Origin of the sequence: Pacificoceanicola onchidii (assembly GCF_004804335.1) — a bacterium.
Taxonomy (GTDB): Bacteria; Pseudomonadota; Alphaproteobacteria; order Rhodobacterales; family Rhodobacteraceae; genus Pacificoceanicola; species Pacificoceanicola onchidii.
This window is the reverse complement of record NZ_SRXY01000010.1, coordinates 44,979-62,121: the sequence shown is the minus strand read 5'-3', so window position 1 is coordinate 62,121 and position 17,143 is coordinate 44,979. Positions and strand designations below refer to the sequence as shown.

The following is a 17,143-nucleotide window of genomic DNA, read 5'->3' as shown; positions in this document are numbered from 1 at the left end:
CTCAGACCTCCATACCGTAGCGGTGAGCCTTGTGAGTCGGATACAGCGAGATGGTCGGGATGGTCACATCCGGGGTCCGGGTGGCCACGTAGAGCGCCAGCCAGCCGACGTTTTCCACATCGATACAAGAGGCATGAATACCCTCTTTCAGCTCTTTCTCGTCGAGCCAGCCATCCACGTAGGCTTCCAGATCTCCGTCATAGATACCCTTGTCGATAATCTCGGTCATCGGTGTTTTCACGTGGCTGGGGTTCAACACGGTGACGCCGATATTCTTTGGCAGGCCGTCCAGTAGGATGTTTTTGGAAAAGCCAATCATTCCGTGCTTGGAAGCGCGGTAGGGGCTGTGCCCCGGGCCCGACGCAACGCGGGTCGAGGACGACCCCATATTGATAATCCGGCCACCGCCTTGCGGTTCCATGTAGATGAACGCTTCGCGGCAGCACAGGAACACAGCTGTCAGGTTGGGTTCGATTGTCTTGGTCCACTCTTCCAGTGTCACCTTGTCCAGCGGAGGCGCAAGGCTGTCACGGCCGGCAGAGTTTACCACCACATCGATGCGGCCCCATTTGTCGTGCACTTGCTTGAAGAATGCGCGCACGGTTTCTTCTTCGGTCACGTCGGCAAAGATCGACAGGATTTCCCCTCCGTCAGCCGCGATTTCTCCGGCGATCCGATCGAGGCGCTCCTTATCGAAATCGACCATCGCGACCTTGCAACCATTGGCGGCATAGACGCGGCAGACTTCTTCACCGATCCCCGAGGCCGCTCCTGTGACGATGGCAACCTGACCGTCCAGCGACATGTTATATTTCGAACCGTTTGCAGGCATTTCCTACTCCTTCGTTTGTCACCCGGACGGGCGATCGGGATTATTTGGCCGCCAGGGCAACAGCCGCCCGGGTCAGCCGTGTGATTTCGTCAAATTGTCCAGCGGCCACCGTTTTGCGGTCGACCATCCAGGATCCGCCACAGGCCAGAACATTGGACAGGGCGAGATAGTCATTGAGGTTCTTCGGCCCGATGCCGCCGGTAGGGATGAAGGACACATTGCCGTAGGGGCCACTCAACGATTTCAGCATAGGGATGCCGCCGCTGACCTCAGCCGGGAAGAATTTCAAAAGCTTGAGCCCCATGGCCATGGCCGCCTCAACATTGGTCGGGCTGTTCACGCCCGGCACGATCGGGATGCCGGCCTCTTGTGCGGCAGCTACCACCGCCGGGTTGAACCCGGGCGAAACCAGGAATTGCGCTCCGGCCTCAACCGCCCGCGCCACGTGATCGGCGCTCAGTACCGTGCCTGCGCCAACAACCATATCGGGGCGCGCTTGGGCGATCGCCTTGATCGACTCAGCTGCCGCGTCAGTGCGGAAGGTCACTTCCGCCACGGGCAATCCGCCTTCGGCTAGCGCATCGGCCAGTGGCAAAGCCTGAGCTGCGCTGTCGAGCACAACAACCGGCAGAAGGCGCGCCTGCGCGATTTTCCGCTTCACCACGTCTTGGTGCTGGGCAGTCATGAGAATCCCTTTCTTCGTGTTAAAGTGAGGATAAAAATAAATTTGATTTTAGGCAACAGTAAAAAGAAATGAATTTTGTACTAAACGAAGGGGGCCGAAAGAAATTTTAGGGTCCCTGTTGGGAGAAATCCCGAATAAGCATTTATTTCATTGATCTTGAGAGGCTTTTTCCCGCTGGATCGCCGTATAGAAGAGGCCCCTGGGAATGAAATTGAATTTCATCTTCACAGATTCATCGCGGTTTCACGTGCGTCGGCGACGCCAAATCAGCATCAACCCAAAGACAAACGGCGCAAGCGCCAACCCCCAGCTTTGCACCCCATTGCGTGGATGCACCACAACCACATGACGCCGAATCGCTCCCGCACCCTCTGCCGTCAACACAACTGTTGCACGGGTCACTTCCGTGTTCTCGGGAACGCGGACTTCAAAGGCGCGCAGGTCGGGTGTTTCGCTCTCAGAAGCGGTGCGTACCACATACCCGAACTCTGATCCTTGGGTCTGCTCGACCTTGAGCGCATCCATTGTGGACTCGACAACCGCGCTCTGCCCCGTCCACTCAAGCGCCATTTCCGCACTTTCGACCTGCCGCCGTTTGACCCACATATCCCGACCTGCCACACCTTCGGCCTGGGGTCGGGTCAGCGCCACATAGTCGGCCTCATCAAAGCGGCTTGCCTCGGCCAGAGTCGCATAGAACACAGTGCCGGGAACCGTATAGATCCGATCGGTTGCCGAGTTCGCTGGCAGCGGCCGGGTCCAGCGCTCTTCCGGCACGATCCCGGCCACCACGCCATTGCGACCGCCATCAGCGAGAATGCGCAAGGTGCGTTCCGTGCCGGGGATCTCTTCGCCACCTTGCAAAACAACGGCCTCGTACCGTCCCGGCTGTAGTGCAATTCGATAAGCGCGCCTAGGCTCCGTCACCAGCTTCAAGCTCGGCTCAGGCGGCGGCGGCGGGGCCTCGACTTTTTGTATATCGCCTCCGGCAACACGTGCTGCCCCGGCCTTGAGCAGCGCCTGATTGTATCGGGTCTGTTCTCGTTGCGAGGCAGTAAAGGCAATGACAAAATCCCGCTCAGCCTGTCTATACTGTTCAAACTCCTCGAGCGCAGCCTCACCCCAAACCAGATGTGCATTTCCATTCACCGCGCCTTCAGGGTAGACGATCACAAACGGCGCGAGTGCGACCTCTACCACGAGGGCGCCATCGCGGGTGACGCGCAGAACACCATCGATTTCCACACGCTGGCGTTCAAAGGCCACGTACTTCTGCCGCGACAGAGGCCAGTAATACTCCTGCGTCCGCACAAAAGAGACCGCATTGTCCTGCCCCGCCAAGAGCAGCATCTCGCCTTGATCGGAGGGCACGAAATTTTCGTGATACTTGTCGCCGTCCCAGACGCGGTTATGAGTCACGATGACCTCGCGCCGTTCGGGTTCCAGCGCGTGGCCGGGGCTCGCGGCCAGCGTTGCGCCAATCAGGACAAGGCGTGCCAGCATCCGCTTCATTGTGACCCCCGCCGTTTGCTGATGAAAATCGAAAGTCCCAGCAGGGCCAGCCCGAGGGCAATGGCCGCCAGTCCACGCGCCAGCGAAAGAACCGAGACGCTGATAGCGTTTGTGAAAAGATCGCTTAGATAGGCAACTGGTGAGACATGCTGCAGCACCTCATGCGCGGTCACGAGACCAGAGCGGAGATAAAGTAGGGACAGGCTCAGCTCTTGCGGAGGCAGCACGCGCAGCCCTTGCGTAACAGCGCTCACCCCTATCAGGGCCACCGCAACGATCAGGTAACAGACCACTGCCGCGCGGACCGAGGCAAAAAAGTTGGACACCAAAAGCCCAAATCCCAGCATCGGAAGAACGAATACCGCGCCCAACCAAACGCCGGAGAGATCGGCCACCCCGATCGTGCCCGCGCCCAACGGGGCGGCTAACACCAGATAGGCGCTGTAGGCCAGAAGCATCCCGATCAGAACCACCAGCTCCGACACGAACTTGGCTGTCAGGATCGCGCCATGGCCGGCGGGCCCGACCAATAGTACCTCCAGAGTGCGATGCTCACGCTCCCAGGCCATTGCCGTGGACAGGCGCAAGCCAAAGACCAGTGCTAGAAACGCCAACACCACCGTGTTCAGCCCGATCAGCGGGTCAGACGTCACCAGCACGGTCTCGGTTTCGAACGCACGCAGGAACCCACCGCCAAAAACGGCCGCAATCAAGCAAATCACAGTTGCCAAAACATAGATCCAGATTGAGCCGAGACGGCTGAGGACCTGTTGTCGACAAAGGATCAGACAGACAGAGACCGGGCCGGGAAGCCCCTTGGAGCGCACGGAATGTGCCACGTCGATTCTGCTGTCCATCTTCATGACCTGTCTACACCACAGTCCTTATGAGCCCGCCGTCGATCTTGAGCGCGGCACCATTGATCATCGCGGCGCGATCACTGGTCAGGTAGGTAACGAAGTCCGCGATTTCTTCGGGGCGGGTCAGGCGCTGGATCAGCGATGTCGGACGAACATCCGCCACAAAGCGTTTCTGCGCCTCTTCGGTCTCGACGCCCGGATAGAGCCCTGCAATCAGATCGGCGACGCCTTCTGTGCTGCAGGGTCCTGGAAGTACAGAATTGACCGTGACGTTGGTGCTTTTGGTGGTCTCGGCAAAGTTTCTTGCCACCGAGAGTTGCATGGTCTTGGTGGCGCTATAGGCTGGCATTTCCGGCGCCGGGTTGATGCCGCTTTCGCTGGCCATGAAGATCACCCGGCCTTCGTTGCGCTTCAGCATCTTTGGCAGGTAATGCCGCGCCAGACGCACGCCGCTCATGACATTCACTTCGATGAGTTCCTGCCAGCGATCATCACCCGCCTCATAGATGTCAACCGCCTCGTAGATGCCGAGGTTAAGGATCAGCGCATCGACTTCAGGCAGTGCTGCGATCAGCGCCTCACAGCCTTCGGCATCGGCGGAATTGCCGACAACGCCGCTCACTTCTGCATCAGCCTGCGCGCCTTGAAGCCGCGCAATGGTGGCGTCGACCTTGTCCTGACTGCGGCCATTGATCACCACATGCGCGCCTTCCCCGGCAAGCGATTTGGCAATGGCATAGCCCAGCCCGCCGGTTGAGGCGGTCACAAGGCATGTTCTTCCCTTCAGATGCAGATCCATTTTATCCTACCCTTTGATATCGTTTTTCTTTGTTGTCAGTTGCAGGAACAGCTCTTCGAGCGAAGCATCGCCTGAAGTGATGTTCAAAACGGTGAACCCGGTGCTGGTGAGCAGCCGCGACACCCGTGCACGCAAATCACGCAGTTCGCCTTGGACCGGCGGTGTCATCGACAGGGCCAGCCGCCCTTGCGAGTCAAGATCGGCTCGGGTCACGCCAGGAAGAGCTGCGATCCGAGAGCGACACTCGCTGGCGTCTTCAAACAGCTCCACAGAAACTGACGCCGCGCCGTCGCCCCCCGGCAACAACGCCCGCGGGCGGCCCGCCGCAACAATGCGGCCGCTTTGCATCAGGATCACGCGGTCACAGATTTTCTCCATTTCGGCTAGTTGGTGCGAAGAAAACAGAAGCGTTACGCCGCGGGTGTTCAAGTCTTGAAAAATCGCTCGCATTTCGGCGAGCCCGACTGGATCAAGCCCCAGCGTCGGCTCATCAAGAACGAGGAACTCCGGATCATGCAACAGGGTCCGCGCCAGACAGGCCCGTTGCTGCATTCCGCGGGAATAGGTGCCAAGCGGGCGATCGGCAGCCTCGGTCAGCTTGACCATTGACAACAATGCCTCGACCCGATCCCGGCGCCGCGCTACCCCATAAAGCTCGGCAAAAAAGCTTAGGTAGGCACGCGCCGACATCTCGGGGTAGATGCGGGGCTTCTCCTGCAAGAACCCGACGCGGGCGCGGATCTCCCGCTTGGCGGCGCCATCTTTGTCGCCAAAGAGCTCGATCGTGCCAGCATCGGAAAACTGAAGCCCGGCAATCATGCTGAGCACCGTGGTCTTGCCCGCGCCATTTGACCCGAGAAAACCGACGATATCGCCGCGCCCCACCTCGATATCCACACCGTCCACGGCTACTTGGCCCGAAAAGCTCTTTTTCAGGCCAAAGGTTCGCAGAACCGGCGCGATATCGCTGACCATGTTCATGATCAGTACGGCAGCGGGGTGAAATACAGCCGGATCAGGCTGAAGACGATCATGGTCACGCCAGAGGCCAGCAGGAATTCCATCGGCCAGGCGAGAATCTGCAATCGGTCATTGGCCCATTTCGCCGGGATCAGGAACAGCACCGCAGCCAGCGACGACGGCCAATGCGACATGTCCCCGGTCAAAACCGTGCAGCCGCCCAAGAGGAAGCCAAGAATGACGAGAAGTACAACCCAAGAGCGCATGGTTTAGGCCTCCGTATTGCCGGTGTCGCTTTGCGACCCGAAGGCCAGCGTTTTCCCGGTATTGCTGTCAAAGAGATAGAGCCAGCCGGGATCGAACCCGATGGCGTAATCTGTCCCTTCGGTCTTGTCGAAATGCGCGGTCTCATTGGTTGAAGTGCGGGTGGTCAGCTGAACGCCTCCGCAATCCATGACATAGAGGTTTTCCGCGCCGGTGGGCTCAAAGGCAAAAAGCTTGGCTTTGATCGGGTGCTTTGCGTCTTGAGTTTCGCTCACCGAAATATGCTCAGGGCGCACGCCCAGACGCAAGGTCCTGTCCAAAAGCGCAGCACCGCCACTCGTGTCGACCCAGGCCGTATCAAGTGGCACGTCGAAGCCGTCGCAAGACGCAAAATACCCGGAGTCGGACCGCCTAATCCTGCAGTCGAAGACATTCATCTGTGGCTCACCCACAAAGGTGGCGACAAATTCGGTGGCCGGGCGTTCAAAGATCTCGCGCGGGGTGGCGAATTGCAGCATCTGGCCGTCTTTCATCACGATGATGCGGTCGGCCATGGTCATGGCTTCGAGCTGGTCGTGGGTCACAAACAGCGTGGTCACGCCGATCTCTTTTTGCAGGTGCCGCAGTTCGGCCCGCATATGGCCGCGCAGCTGCGCATCGAGGTGCGACATCGGCTCGTCCATCAGGAAGACATCGGCATCGCGCACCAGCATCCGGGCAATCGCCACCCGCTGCAGTTGACCGCCTGACAACTGGTCAGGCTTGCGCTGCAGCACCTCCGTGATCTGCATGGTCTTGGCGACATCGGTAACCTTGGCCTCGATATCAGCCTTGGGCATGCCGCGCACCTTCAATGGATAGGCAATGTTTCCAAACACCGTCATGTGGCGGTAAAGCCCGTAATCTTGGAACACCATGCCCACATTGCGATAGCGCGGGCGCAGGAAGGTCACGTTGCGGCTGCCGATCGAGATGCGCCCGTCGGTGGGCATTTCCAGCCCGGCCAGCATGCGCAGCGTTGTGGTCTTGCCGCAGCCCGAGGGGCCCAGGAGGAAGACGAACTCGCCATCTTCGACCGTGATGTTGACGTCCTCGACAGCCACGAACTCGCCAAATTTCTTGAGCAGATTGTCAATGCGGATCTCAGCCATGGGCCCTCTCCAGTTTTGTAGTCGTGTGTTGGGGAAGCGCCGGGGTCATTCCTTCACGACCCCCTGGCTGAGACCGCTGATCAACTGGCGCTGCATGATAAGCACGAAGAGAACAAGCGGAGCGGTAATCAGGATCACGGCAGCGCCAAGGATGTTCCACTGGATGCTGGCACCGATGGAATAAGCCATGATCGACGGCGGCATGGTCTTGGCCTCGATCGAGGTCAGAAAGGTCGCAAAGGCGAACTCGTTCCAGCTCAGGATCATGACAAAGATCGATGTGGCGGTGATCGAGGGCATCATAAGCGGAAGGGTCACTTTGCGGAACGCCTGAAACCAGGTATCGCCGTCCACCATGGCGCTTTCCTCGTACCGCTTTGGGATGTCACGGAAATACCCGGTCAGCATCCAGACCACAAAAGGCAGCTGCATGGCGGTATACAGGATAATCAATCCCAGCCGAGTGTCCAAAAGCTTCAGCGTTTGGAAGGTGATGAAAATCGGCAGCAGGATCGCTACCGGCGGCATCATCCTATTGGTCAGCACCCAGAACGACACGTCATCGCGGCCGGTGAAATCATAACGCGCCAGCGCATAGGCGCAGAACATGCCGATCACCACTGAGAAGAAGGTCGAAGCCACAGCCACAATGGTGGAGTTCATGAAATTGTACATGATCCCCTTTTCCACGATCAGGAAATGGAAGGCCTCAAAGGTCGGTTTGAAAAACCAGGTCGGCGTCGAGGCGGTGGCCGCCTCCCGATCCATCAGCCCGGTCATGACGATCCAGAGATAGGGCATGAAGTTCACGAAACACACCAGAAGGATGATCACATAAACCCACCAGTTCTTGGGTTTGTGCGGAGCCGCGGGGGACTCGATCTTGTAAAGGTCCTGAAAACTCATCGTTGCCTCCCTTATTCAGCGACTTCGGTTTTCGAACGGAACACCCGGATGAAGACAAAGCTCATCACGATAATCACCATCATCATCAGCAGCGACAGCGCAGCTGCTTTCGAGGCGTCAAAGAATTCCAGTCCGGTTTTGGTCAAAAGCACGTTCAGTGTAGTGGTGGCATTGCCGGGGCCGCCGCGGGTCATCACTACGATCAGCTCGAAAGTCCGGAACGCATCCATGGTACGGATCACCACCGCAATCAGGATCGCCGGACGCAAAAGCGGCATGGTGATGGTCCAGAACACACGCCAGGCCGAGGCACCGTCGATCTCTGCCGCCTCATAGGGCTGGCGCGGGATCGAAGCGAGGCCTGCCGACAGCATCAGGAACATGAACGGTGTCCATTCCCAGACATCGACAAAGATCAGCGTCTGCAGGGCCAGCGTCGGGTCCGACAGGAACGGGATCTGGCCGAAGCCCAGCCATTCCGACAATCCCCCCACGTAATGAGTCACCAGACCGGCACCGGGGAAGAACATGTAGCGCCAGATCAGGGCAGCCACCAAAGGCGGTAGGATCATCGGAATTAGGATGAAAATCCGCATCACGCTGGCACCGCGGATCGAGCGCTGGAAGAGCAGGGCCAGACCAAGTCCCAGCCAGAATTCGATGAACACCGCCTCGATGGTGAAAAGCAGCGTGACGCGCAGCGCTTTCCAGAACTCAGGGTCATGCATCAGCAGTTGATACTGATAGAGACCGACGTCGAAGCGCGGAATATAGGGCTTCGACAGGATGATGTTCTGACTGGCGATATTCAGCGCGTACAGAAACGGGTAGATCCCGATGCCGACCAGAATGATCAGCGTGGGGGCCATCAGCACCCAGGGAAAGACTTTTTTGTTCGAAGGTCCTAACTTGGACCAGAATGATTTGCGTTCCGCTGGAGCGCTGGCCATTGAAACCTCCACCATTTCCGCCTCCCTTTCTGAGTTCAATTGACCGACAGCGTGCCGCGTCATCTCGGAGTTGCGCTGCCCCGGCAGCCCAAGTCGAAGAAGATGCGTGGAGGGATGGTCCGGGCGAAAACGTCACCCGGACCGTAGTTCTCAGATCAGTTCCACTCGGACGGCAGACGATCGTAGTAGGTCAGATCACGCCAGAGCTGCTTGGGCAGGTCGGTGCGGCCCGGGATGAAGTAACCACCACGGCGCATGACGTTGGTCATCTTCTTTTCCATGTTGGCGGCAGCTTCGGCTGCGTCGATTTCGCCAATCCATACACGGTTGCCTTCTTCACCCATGATGTCCGAAATCTCGGCCCATTCAGGCGTACGGATACGCTCGTCCGGGTTGGTTTCGGTCAGCATGAATTCATAGGTATCGGTCCACCAGGGCGCGATTTCGGCCACGGTTTCAGATTTGTAGGTCGAGTGACGCGACGGACCAGCGCCGAACTCGATGGCACGTTCCTGGATCGCCTTGGAAGTCAGCCATTGGATGAAGGTCCATGCTGCTTCTTTCTTCTCAGTATCGACCGAGATACCCATGCCCCAAGAGCCGAACCAGGGGTCGATGACGCCATGCGGACCGGCCGGTGTGTGAAGGTGCTTGTTCTTGCCGTTGATGGTGGCATTGCCGCCATCTTCAAAGAAGCCGGTGATGAAGTCCTGGTAATTCCAGACACCAAAGGCACCGCCGGATTGATAGAGCTGTGTCGCTTCACCGATACCCCAATTGGCGCTGTCGGCGGGCATGAAGTCTTTCAGGCTGACGTAGTAATCGATCGAGTCGATGGTGTGCTGGTTGTTGATGGTGATCTTCCAGTCTTCGCCAACGTATTCATCACCCTTGGTTTCCGGGGTCTGGAAGGCATAGAGATACGGAAGATAGGTCACACCCCAGAACCAGCGGCCCGGAACATTGGCAAAGCCGATCATGCCGTTTTCGGGGTTATGCACCTTCGACGCAGCTTCATACATGTACTCGGTGGTAAAGCTGTCGTCGAATTTCTCTGGCAGGGTGAAACCCGCCGCTTCGGCCACGTCCCCGCGGAAGGTGGTTCCAACAGGCCCCGCACCGATCGGAATGGTGTAGAGCGTGTCATTGTAGACGCCCGTGCCGGACAGTACCCGCGGCAGAAAGTCGTCGATGTCATAACCCTCAGCGGTCAGTTCAGGGTTGTCGACATATTGCTTCACCGGCGCCAAGAACCCGGCAGCGGCATATTCAGCCAGCCACATCACGTCGACAGCGAACACGTCAACACGGCCTGTGCCCTGCTGCATCTCCACCAGAGATTTCTGTCGCAGCTGGTCAAACGGGATCTCGTCGACATTGATCTTGATGCCGTATTGCTCTTCGAACTCCGGCAGGAATTTCCACAGCGCCGCGAACTGCGGGAACGCCGGGTTCATGACGTTGAGTTCAACGCCCTCGAATTTCTTTTGATATTCGGTCTGCGCCATAACCGGCGTGACCGATACGAAACTTGCGGCGATTGTCGCGGCAAATCCGTATTTCGTGATGATTGACATGAAGTCCTCCTCCGTTTTGGAATCTGTGACGGGCCGGCGCAGGCCGGGCGTCAGTGCGTGCTTTTTGCGGTGAACGGCGCCTGCAAAAGCGTCCGGCCATCACGGTTGTCGAACAGGTAGAAAAATTCAGAGCTCATGCGGATCGCGATGGGAGATCCGATTCGACTGGGAAAACTGCGCGCTTCGTCGACGCTAGTCATGACCCGCACCGTTTCAGCGCCGATCTCGATATCAAAAACCACACGAGAACCCAGCGTTTCGACCGCATAGATCACGCCATGCACAATGCTTTCACCATGTTGGGTTGCATCGGCCAACTCGAGGTGCTGCGGACGTACGCCGAGGGTGAATTCACCAGTTCCGTTTAGCTTCTCCGCCGCCGAATTGATCCAGCCGCTTTCCACCGGCACGAGCGAGGTGCCGATTTCGAACCAATGGTCGCCGTCACGCTCCACCAGCCGCACCGGCAGGGAATTCATCACCGGCTCGCCTATGAAAGTGGCGGCAAAAAGCGTCTGCGGTCGGTCGAACATCGCCTGAGGCTCGTCGATTTGCTCGATCCGGCCCTTGTTGATCAGCACGATGCGGTCGGCCATGGTCATGGCTTCCAGCTGGTCGTGCGACACATACAACATGGTGGCGTTGAAATCGCGCTGAAGACGCTTGAATTCGACCCGCATCCGGGCGCGCAGCTGGGCATCGAGATGCGAAATCGGCTCGTCCAGCAGGAACACATCGGCGTCACGCACAAGCGCCCGACCAATCGCCACCCGCTGCTGCTGGCCACCGGAGAGTTGCCCCGGCATCTTGTCGAGCTGCGCCTCAATCTGCAGTACTTCGGACACTGAATGGATGCGGCGCATCATCTCAGCGTCGTCCATTTTGCGGATGCGGAGAGGATAGGCCATGTTTTCGCGCACCGAAAGATGCGGGAACAGCGAGTGCTTGTCATAGACCATGGCGACATTGCGGTCACGCGGCACTGCCCGCGAGCGATCCACCGAGCCGATGCTGATCTGACCATGGTCGAGATCCTCAAGCCCGGCCACAAGCCGCAGCGTCGTGGTCTTGCCCGCCCCGGATGGGCCAAGAAGAAACACGGCCTCACGATCCGCCACATCGAATGAAATGCCGCGAACAGCTTCGGTTCCGTTCTTGAAGGTCTTTGTGATCTCATTGAGCTTGAGATGCGCCATCCGGCAATTCCCTTTCCTTTTGGCGTCGCCTTGAACGGCCATTGCCCGCGAAGACCCGCTGTGCTTCCACTTGGCCGACATGCCCGTCTTGCACTACGGCTTCGCCTCACTCCCTCTGTTCCTACGCAAAGCCTGGGTGCGCGACGCTTCAGTTTATGGCGGCCGGCCCATGGCCCGTCCCGGTCTGAAGTGCGCCGGCCGCAGAAGCGCGGAACTCTCTTGAAGCACAATAAAAAATAATTCGCTATCAATCAATATTTATGAAAGGAATTTCTTTTGATTGTCATTGTGGCCAAATTTCGTGTGCCTGAAACCACGCCCGAACCAAATACAAGCAACTGAAATTATGAGATTATTTACTTCTTCAGCCCCCCAAAAAAGAATGCGCGCAACCAGAACTTCCAGCAGCGCGCGCAAAAAATAATTTTTTTTGGCTCAGAAAATCGAGCGAATCGTTCCGCCATCCGCACGGTGCGTCACGCCGTTCATGGCTTCATTTGTTGCAAGCTGGATCACGCCGCGCCCATGCATCGACGGATCAATCAGGCGCCGCACGAGGTTGCCGGGTTGGACCTCGTTGTAAAATCCGGTCAGCGCCTCGTCGACGCTGCTGCCCTGATCCTTGGCCAGCCCTTCGAAATAACCCATGACCGATTCTGTCGCGGTTGTACCCGGCATATAGGAATTGACACGCACATTGGTGCCGCGTGTCAGTTCGGCGAGGCTACGCGACAAGCCAAGCATCGCCGTCTTCGTGGTCGAATAAGGCACCATGTTGCCAATCGAGCGAACCGCCGCCTCGCTTGAAATGAATACGACGCTGCCGTCATTGCGTTCAAGCATGCCTTGCAGGATCGGTCGCGTAATGCGGATGGCTGTCATCAGATTGTGCTGGAAGTAATCCATCCAACGCTCATCGCTGACCTCAAAAAAATCGTTCACATCGAAGATGCCGATATTGTTGACCAGAAAAGAAACCGACCCCAGGTTGGCCGCATAGTCGGCAAGTGCGGTGGCACCTTCCGATGTCAGCAAATCGGCGACCACCCCGTGCGCGTTGGGCCCGATTTCAGCGCAGGCCTTATTCAGCTTGTCCCGGTTGCGGCCATTGATGATGACGGTGGCCCCCTCTTCGTGAAAGGTCTCTGCAATGGCACGACCGATGCCGGTCGCACCACCAGTAATGACGGCAGTCTTGCCTGCAACTCCAAAATCCATGTTTTTTCCCATCTCAGCTGATACCTAAATAGTATTTACTTTGATGCGTTCGTATTTGAAAGGAAATTTATTTCCTTGTAGAATATCCTTGCTGAAGAACGGACACGGCATGAACCTTTTTGTCGCGCTTGTTTCCACGGAAATCCATAACTACCGCAGGGAAAAACAGAGCCCCCCTGCCCGAATTGCAACAAATGCGGACTGTTTTTCTTGGGGCTTATGCCTCTGTTGATGGGCACGCTCATCAGCGCGCCCACCATAGTTCGGACGAGGTTGCCACGGCGCCGAACAGGCTCCATGCGGACGCCTTCGGTTTGGCCCAGACAACATAGCCTTCAATCGGATTGCAGAGGAAGATCGAGAAAACGTCCAGTGGACGGTAAGCCTGTTGGCGCTACCGTGAGAGTAGCCATCCAGCATTGATCGCGAACCAAAAACGAGTTCAACACATGCCGCAAAAAAACGCGGCATTCTCGCCCGGTTTGAGGGCTTTACGTCTGACCGGTACCGCATCGAAACCCGAACGCATATCCTGTCCGACCGGTGCAGTCATCGCATTGTCGAACAGTTCTTTCCAATGCGCATCGCTCTAGTCCAGCCCGACAACTAGTGTGTCATGGTCTGAAATTATCTTGGTGTTCTCCCTCAACTCGGTCAAACAGTTGGCACAACGCCGCCGTCGATGTTCACGATGTCGCCCGAGATGAACTCCGATTGATCCGACGCCAGAAACAACACCGCTTTGGCTACGTCAGAGGGACAGCCCAAACGGCCTGCCGGGATCTTACGGTCCGCCAAAAATGCAGCGACAGTCGCGTCGTGATCACCGCGCGGCACATTGTATTGATCGGCCAGCGACTCCAGGAACCCACCAGGCACGTCCCAAAGCTCAGTCCGCACGTGCGCCGGCGCGACCACATTCGACCGGATCCCGCGCGATGTGAACTCTCGGGACAACACTTTGGACAGCATGTGCACCGCCGCCTTGGAAACGTTGTAATCGGGCAAGAGCGGATGCGGCATGAACCCGGCCTCGGACCCGCAATGGATCATCGCGCCTTTGCCCTGATCCAGCATGGCGGGCAGCACTGCGCGGGCCATGCGCACATATCCCATTACATTCAGATCAAAGGTGTCCTGCCACATCTTGTCCGTAACATCGGCAAAGCTTTCACGCCCTGGGGCGGCCCCCGCACAGTTAAAAAGAATGTCCACGTGCCCAAAGGCACTGATCGCGCTTCTTACAACCTGCGTGGCCGCTTCCGGCGTGGTCAAATCGACCTCGATGGCGCAGGTATCCGCGCCGCCGATCTCTTCGAAACGACCCATATCCAGCGCCGCGCCTACAACCCGCGTTCCGACGGCCAGAAAATGCTTGGCCGCTTCCAGCCCGATGCCAGAACTGGCGCCGGTGACAATGGCAACCTTACCTTTCAGGTCCTGAGTCATCTGGTGCTCTCCTTCGTCAATCGCGTTCATGGAATAATCCGCTCGGCCCGCATGCGGTCGAAAACGTCGATGAAGCTCTGCGCGCTGTCCTGATAAGCATCAAAACCAAGCGCGCGGGCCTTCGATGTTGAATGCACGCATTCCATCGGACGTCCTAGGTCCAGATCCGTGTGCCACGCAGAAGCCAACCGATCCAGCGTATTGCGCTGGAGGTTGTTCGCCTCGACCACCCTGTCCCAGGCAGGGCCAAGGTCCGCCATACGCGCTTCAAGCGAGTTGAAATCTCCCGGATACTCGCCCACTTCGACTTCAAAGTAGTCAGCGATCTTTGCCCAGAGTTGTTTCCAGCGGAACACATCCCCATTCACCGAATTAAACGCCTCATTGCGTGCATTTGGTTCGGTCGAGGCCCAAACGATTTGTTTCGCCAGAATGCGCGCATCGGTGATGTCGTTCAGTCCGTTCCAGGCGGTTGCTGACCCGGGGAAGATGATCGGCTGCCCGGTTGCCTTGCAAACGGAGGCGTAAGTGGCAAGAGTGGCGCCTATATTCATCAGATTGCCCACAGCATATCCGATGATCGTGTGCGCCCGATGCACAGACCAGTCAAACCCATGGCGAGCGGCGTAACCCATGACCATGTCTTCCAACTCGTAATAAAAATTCTTCTTTTTCAGCCGCGGGGTGCTTTCCACGAAAGGCGTCACGGGCTCGATCTTGCCGTAATCCTCAAACGGTCCAAGGTAATGCTTTGCGCCGGTGACTACTGAGACATGCTCAACGCAGTCTTTGTCCTTGAAGGCGTCCAGAACGGTGCGCAGCATATCGCCGTTCAACCTGATATTTTCGTCCTCGTTCTGACCCAGCGTCCAGGTGCAGTAGTAGATGTGCGTTGGTGAAAGATCTTGCAGCGCCGCCAGAGCGGCTTTGCGATCCAGCAGATCAACTTGATGCGACCGCATCCAGGAGGCCCCCAATACCGGACGGCGAGAAAGGCCGTGGATCTCCCATCCGCCTTGATCTCTGAGGTGTTCGGCAACGTTCAGCCCAACAATGCCCGTTGCGCCAACGACAAGCGCTCGCTTCTGATACATCTCGTATCTCCTAATGTGTTTTTTGATGATGCACCCTGACGCGGCGGATCAGAGGTTCGACCGGGTCGCCCAGCCTTCCATTCCGCGCGACGCATCATTCATTGCGGTGATGGTCACCAATTGGACAACGCCACGCCCGTGCCGGCCGGATCTATGATCTTACGGGTCGCATTACCGACGTGAGAGTCATTGAATAATTCCGTACGTTGGACGCCCCGGATCTTTGGCAAGCCCTTCGAAATACCTTGGAACCGACTCCGTCAAAGCAATCGGTGCAAGGCGCGCTCGATACCACTGACCCCACCGGTGATAACGGCGATTTTCCGTCAATCCCAAGATCCATTTTGCATACTCACGCTCGTATTCGGTGTGTTTCCAAAGATCTTACGGCTCAGGTTCTCGACAAAAAACAGGCTATCATTCATAAGTTTAATGACAAATTTTCATTAATAGGGACGCCATGCTGGGCCGATTCTCCGAGATGGAAGTGTTCGTCTGTGTGGTTGACATGCAGAATTTCACAAATGCTGGCAAAGCCTTAGGTCTGTCCCCGTCGGCCGTTAGCAAGATTATCGCGCGGCTGGAGCATCGCCTGGGTCTGCCGCTGGCGATCCGCTCAACACGGAGACTGCGGCTAACAGCCGAAGGTGAGGCGTACTACCTCAGAGCACAAGAAATTCTGGCGCAAGTAAAACGATCCGAGGCAGAGATCGTCGAAGGCAAAGGGCATGTCAGCGGCGTATTGAGAGTCAGCAGCAACGTGCCTTTTGCCATCCACAAAATCGCACCCTTGATCCCCGAGTTTTTGGAAACGTTCCCTGACCTCAAGCTCGAATTCGACTATCAGGACGATCAGGTGGATCTGATTTTTGAGCGCACTGATGTGGCTATACGCAGCGGCGATCTGACCGACAGTTCCATGATGGCGCGGCGGTTGATGTCTTCCACCCGGCACATCGTCGCCTCCCCCGACTATCTGGCGCGTTATGGTAGCCCCCAAACGCCCGAAGACTTGCTGAACCACAATTGTCTTGGCCTTGCCGGGCGCAAACGGTTTAGCACCTGGCCGTTTCTGAAGTCCGACGGCGTGTCGACCTATGCGCTGGAGCTTTCAGGCAATCTCTATTTCAACAATGGAGAGGCCTTGCGTGATTTTGCCCTCAGAGGCGCAGGGATCACACGAAACTCCGCATTTCACATCGCAGATGACGTGGCGCAAGGACGATTGGTACCGATCCTTGAAGAGTTCAACCCGGGCGACACTGAACCCATGAGCGCAATTTATTCCTCCCAGAGTCACGTACCGCTCAGAATTCGCGCGTTCATTGATTTTCTCACCAAAAACCTGCCGGCAAGTGCTGAGTTGACACGGTGATCCCCCGCCCCCCTTTTTCTAAGACGCTGACCTGCTTGGGTTCACAAATCGAGATGGAGCGTTTCAGGTAGTCGCTCCCGAGCAGCACTTTGCTCGTGCCCCGCACTGTAATCTCGCCATTCTTGAGCACATAGCGATAGTCCGCCATCGCCAGTATCTCTAAGGCGTGCTGTTCGATGAACAGGATCGCTAAGTCAAGCTCATCGATGCCAGCGTGACCGGTGACGTCAGTGGCGATATGGATGCTGAAGAACCCTTACCCGCTGCGAGAATTGGAACCGTAACCCTGCTCGGCCTCAATCGGGTCGATGCCGG

General features: G+C 57.4%; 16 protein-coding genes. 1 reads left to right on the top strand and 15 read right to left on the bottom strand.

Features of this window, described 5'->3' with window-relative positions; translation table 11 throughout:
- Position 1: 1 nt before the first annotated feature.
- From E4662_RS21720 to E4662_RS21650, 15 genes are all read right to left on the bottom strand, one after another.
- Entirely contained in the window at positions 2-832 is an 831-nt protein-coding gene (locus E4662_RS21720) for an SDR family oxidoreductase (protein WP_136443737.1), read from the bottom strand.
- Positions 833-872: 40 nt separating this feature from the next.
- The gene (locus E4662_RS21715; RefSeq protein WP_136443736.1) at positions 873-1,517 is read right to left on the bottom strand and encodes a bifunctional 4-hydroxy-2-oxoglutarate aldolase/2-dehydro-3-deoxy-phosphogluconate aldolase; all 645 of its coding nucleotides are present in this window, start codon (positions 1,515-1,517) and stop codon (positions 873-875) included.
- Between the two features lie 243 nt (positions 1,518-1,760).
- A complete protein-coding gene (locus E4662_RS21710) occupies positions 1,761-3,029 on the bottom strand; it encodes a hypothetical protein (RefSeq protein ID WP_136443735.1) in 1,269 nt (422 codons plus the stop codon).
- On the bottom strand, positions 3,026-3,886 hold the full coding sequence (locus E4662_RS21705; protein ID WP_168798045.1) for an ABC transporter permease: 861 nt from the start codon (positions 3,884-3,886) through the stop codon (positions 3,026-3,028). The genes E4662_RS21710 and E4662_RS21705 overlap by 4 nt, the downstream gene beginning before the upstream one ends.
- Positions 3,887-3,899: 13 nt before the next feature.
- On the bottom strand, positions 3,900-4,688 hold the full coding sequence (locus tag E4662_RS21700; RefSeq protein WP_136443733.1) for an SDR family NAD(P)-dependent oxidoreductase: 789 nt from the start codon (positions 4,686-4,688) through the stop codon (positions 3,900-3,902).
- A gap of 6 nt (positions 4,689-4,694) precedes the next feature.
- Entirely contained in the window at positions 4,695-5,663 is a 969-nt protein-coding gene (locus tag E4662_RS21695) for an ABC transporter ATP-binding protein (RefSeq protein WP_136443829.1), read from the bottom strand.
- Positions 5,664-5,671: 8 nt separating this feature from the next.
- Positions 5,672-5,914 (bottom strand): hypothetical protein, encoded by a 243-nt coding sequence (locus tag E4662_RS21690; RefSeq protein ID WP_136443732.1) that lies wholly within the window; start codon positions 5,912-5,914, stop codon positions 5,672-5,674.
- A 3-nt stretch (positions 5,915-5,917) separates the two neighbouring features.
- The gene (locus tag E4662_RS21685; RefSeq protein WP_136443731.1) at positions 5,918-7,063 is read right to left on the bottom strand and encodes an ABC transporter ATP-binding protein; all 1,146 of its coding nucleotides are present in this window, start codon (positions 7,061-7,063) and stop codon (positions 5,918-5,920) included.
- Positions 7,064-7,108: 45 nt separating this feature from the next.
- Positions 7,109-7,969, bottom strand: a complete 861-nt coding sequence (locus E4662_RS21680) for a carbohydrate ABC transporter permease (RefSeq protein WP_136443730.1) — start codon at positions 7,967-7,969, stop codon at positions 7,109-7,111.
- Positions 7,970-7,980: 11 nt separating this feature from the next.
- Positions 7,981-8,919: a carbohydrate ABC transporter permease gene (locus E4662_RS21675; RefSeq protein ID WP_206080337.1), complete on the bottom strand. Its 939-nt coding sequence runs from the start codon at positions 8,917-8,919 to the stop codon at positions 7,981-7,983.
- Positions 8,920-9,074: 155 nt separating this feature from the next.
- Entirely contained in the window at positions 9,075-10,496 is a 1,422-nt protein-coding gene (locus tag E4662_RS21670) for an extracellular solute-binding protein (RefSeq protein ID WP_136443728.1), read from the bottom strand.
- Positions 10,497-10,546: 50 nt separating this feature from the next.
- Positions 10,547-11,692, bottom strand: coding sequence for an ABC transporter ATP-binding protein (locus E4662_RS21665; RefSeq protein ID WP_136443727.1), 1,146 nt, complete (start codon positions 11,690-11,692; stop codon positions 10,547-10,549).
- Positions 11,693-12,127: 435 nt separating this feature from the next.
- The gene (locus E4662_RS21660) at positions 12,128-12,910 is read right to left on the bottom strand and encodes an SDR family NAD(P)-dependent oxidoreductase (RefSeq protein ID WP_136443726.1); all 783 of its coding nucleotides are present in this window, start codon (positions 12,908-12,910) and stop codon (positions 12,128-12,130) included.
- Between the two features lie 654 nt (positions 12,911-13,564).
- The gene (locus tag E4662_RS21655) at positions 13,565-14,359 is read right to left on the bottom strand and encodes an SDR family NAD(P)-dependent oxidoreductase (RefSeq protein ID WP_136443725.1); all 795 of its coding nucleotides are present in this window, start codon (positions 14,357-14,359) and stop codon (positions 13,565-13,567) included.
- Between the two features lie 26 nt (positions 14,360-14,385).
- Positions 14,386-15,453: an SDR family oxidoreductase gene (locus E4662_RS21650; RefSeq protein ID WP_136443724.1), complete on the bottom strand. Its 1,068-nt coding sequence runs from the start codon at positions 15,451-15,453 to the stop codon at positions 14,386-14,388.
- Positions 15,454-15,913: 460 nt separating this feature from the next.
- On the opposite strand from E4662_RS21650, the gene E4662_RS21645 reads away from it, so the two are divergent.
- The gene (locus E4662_RS21645; RefSeq protein WP_136443723.1) at positions 15,914-16,828 is read left to right on the top strand and encodes a LysR family transcriptional regulator; all 915 of its coding nucleotides are present in this window, start codon (positions 15,914-15,916) and stop codon (positions 16,826-16,828) included.
- Positions 16,829-17,143 lie beyond the last annotated feature (315 nt).